General features: G+C 42.2%; 1 protein-coding gene. It reads left to right on the top strand.

Annotated features, from left to right (window positions below; translation table 11 throughout):
• Positions 1-389 precede the first annotated feature (389 nt).
• Positions 390-2060: a multicopper oxidase family protein gene (locus SIN01_RS14520; protein ID WP_047035301.1), complete on the top strand. Its 1671-nt coding sequence runs from the start codon at positions 390-392 to the stop codon at positions 2058-2060.

The raw sequence follows: 2060 nt of genomic DNA, 5'->3' as shown, positions 1-2060 counted from the left end.
ATTGAGCGATCTGTTATACCTAGTCGTGGGGCTTTTCGTAGTTAAATGAAGGCACTGCTTATCCCTTGGTCTCATTTATTCTAATGAACAGATGTGTAGTTTTTGTTAGGATATGAAAAATATCATATCTTTTTTGAAATCATTTGCGAACAAGCACGAATAGAAATGGAAAATCAGAGAAACATCAGGTTTCCTTATTCCCTCAGTTCTAAGGAATGATACGATCTCTGCCTTTTATATTTAAAATTTAATAGCTATAGATTTCTTGATCATTACGATCTCTAGATACATTGATTTAAACTTTATTTTTATTGAGTATTTATAAATCTTCACAGTTTCTCCACATTTGTTCGATACACTTGTGGAAACGAGATAAGGAGAGTGTATCCATGAAAAAATTTCTTTTCGTCGCACTGGTAATTTTCACACTACTCATCATTACTGCGTGCTCTGCGACTACAGAAAATAGCAACAAAACAGCCAACAAGCAGGCTGCGAGCAGCGAATCGGCTGCTTCAGAATCACCCAAAATATTGAGAGGGCCAAATGTTACGCTTGTTGCCGAAAAAGGGACACAAAAATTGAGCAACGGCGTTACTGTCCCAGTTTGGACGTTTAACGGATCAGCACCCGGACCGGAAATTCATGTACAAAAAGGCCAGAAAGTGCGTGTCACCTTAAAGAATGAGCTTTCTGCACCTGTTTCGATTCACTGGCACGGTTATCCAGTTCCTAATAAAATGGATGGTATCCCAGGTGTGACACAAAACGCTGTAGCCCCAGGAAAGAGCTTCACTTATGAGTTCGTTGCTGACAAAGCAGGCACTTATTGGTATCACTCTCACCAGGATTCAGTGAATCAGGTGGACCGAGGGTTATATGGGGCCTTCATTGTTGAAGATCCTAAAGAAAAATATGATAAGGATTACACCCTAATGCTGGACGAATGGGTAACCGATAAAAATCAGATCAACAGTCAGATTAAAGCGATGACACCTGCGGGTCAAAGCAATAAGAACAACGGAGATTCCGGAATGGGCAGCATGCCCGGCATGGATATGGGCGGTTCAGATCAAGGCAGCTCAAATAGTGGTGGCAGTAGTGGAATGAATATGGATAATATGGACAACAGCAGTTCAGATAGCGGAAACAGCAACGGCATGAATATGCCCGGGAATATGATGGCCGATAATATGAGCATGTACGACTTGTACACGATTAATGGAAAAAGCGGCAGTCTGGTTAAACCTCTGACGGTCAATAAAGGGGATAATGTTCGGCTGCGTTTCATTAATGCCGGCTACCTCCCGCATAACATTCATATCCATGGTCACAACATTAAAGTAATTGCAACTGATGGTCAGCCTATAAACAATCCGCAGGCCGTTAAAAACCAGGTCATTTCCATCGCACCAGGTGAACGATATGATGTAGCCTTTACTGCGGACAATCCGGGAAAATGGTATATCGAAGATCATGGAACAGCAAAGGGTACGAACGGGATGAAGGCCTTAATTGACTATGAAGGTAGCAAGGCTACAACCGATCAACCTAATGCAAGCACACAATTGCCGGCTATAAACTTTGCTGACTACGGGTCTAAAACAAAACCTGAGTTTACGCTGAATCAAAAATACGACGTCACCTATACCATGAACCTTAATGCAGGTATGAACAATAATGGGATGATCTATACGATCAATGGGAAAACCTTCCCAAATACAGATCCGATTAAGGTTAAAACGGGTGATCGCGTGAAGGTCAAGCTGGTCAATCGTGATCATATGAATAACCATCCAATGCATCTCCATGGCCACTTTTTCCAGGTTTTGAGCAAAAATGGCAAACCGGTCAACGGTTCCCCCATTTACAAAGATACGTTGAATGTAAAACCGGGTGAAACTTATGAGGTTGCCTTCCTAGCCGATAATCCGGGTAACTGGCTGTTTCACTGCCACGATCTGCATCACGCGAACGCAGGGATGATAACCGAGGTCCAGTATACAGATTTCCATTCAAGTTATGTTCCAAGTTCTTCGAGTAACAATAAACCAGAGTAA

The organism is Sporolactobacillus inulinus (assembly GCF_006539285.1).
In the GTDB taxonomy this organism is placed as follows: domain Bacteria; phylum Bacillota; class Bacilli; order Bacillales; family Sporolactobacillaceae; genus Sporolactobacillus; species Sporolactobacillus inulinus.
Note: the sequence above shows the minus strand (reverse complement) of the source record. Positions and strands in the feature narration are given on the sequence as shown.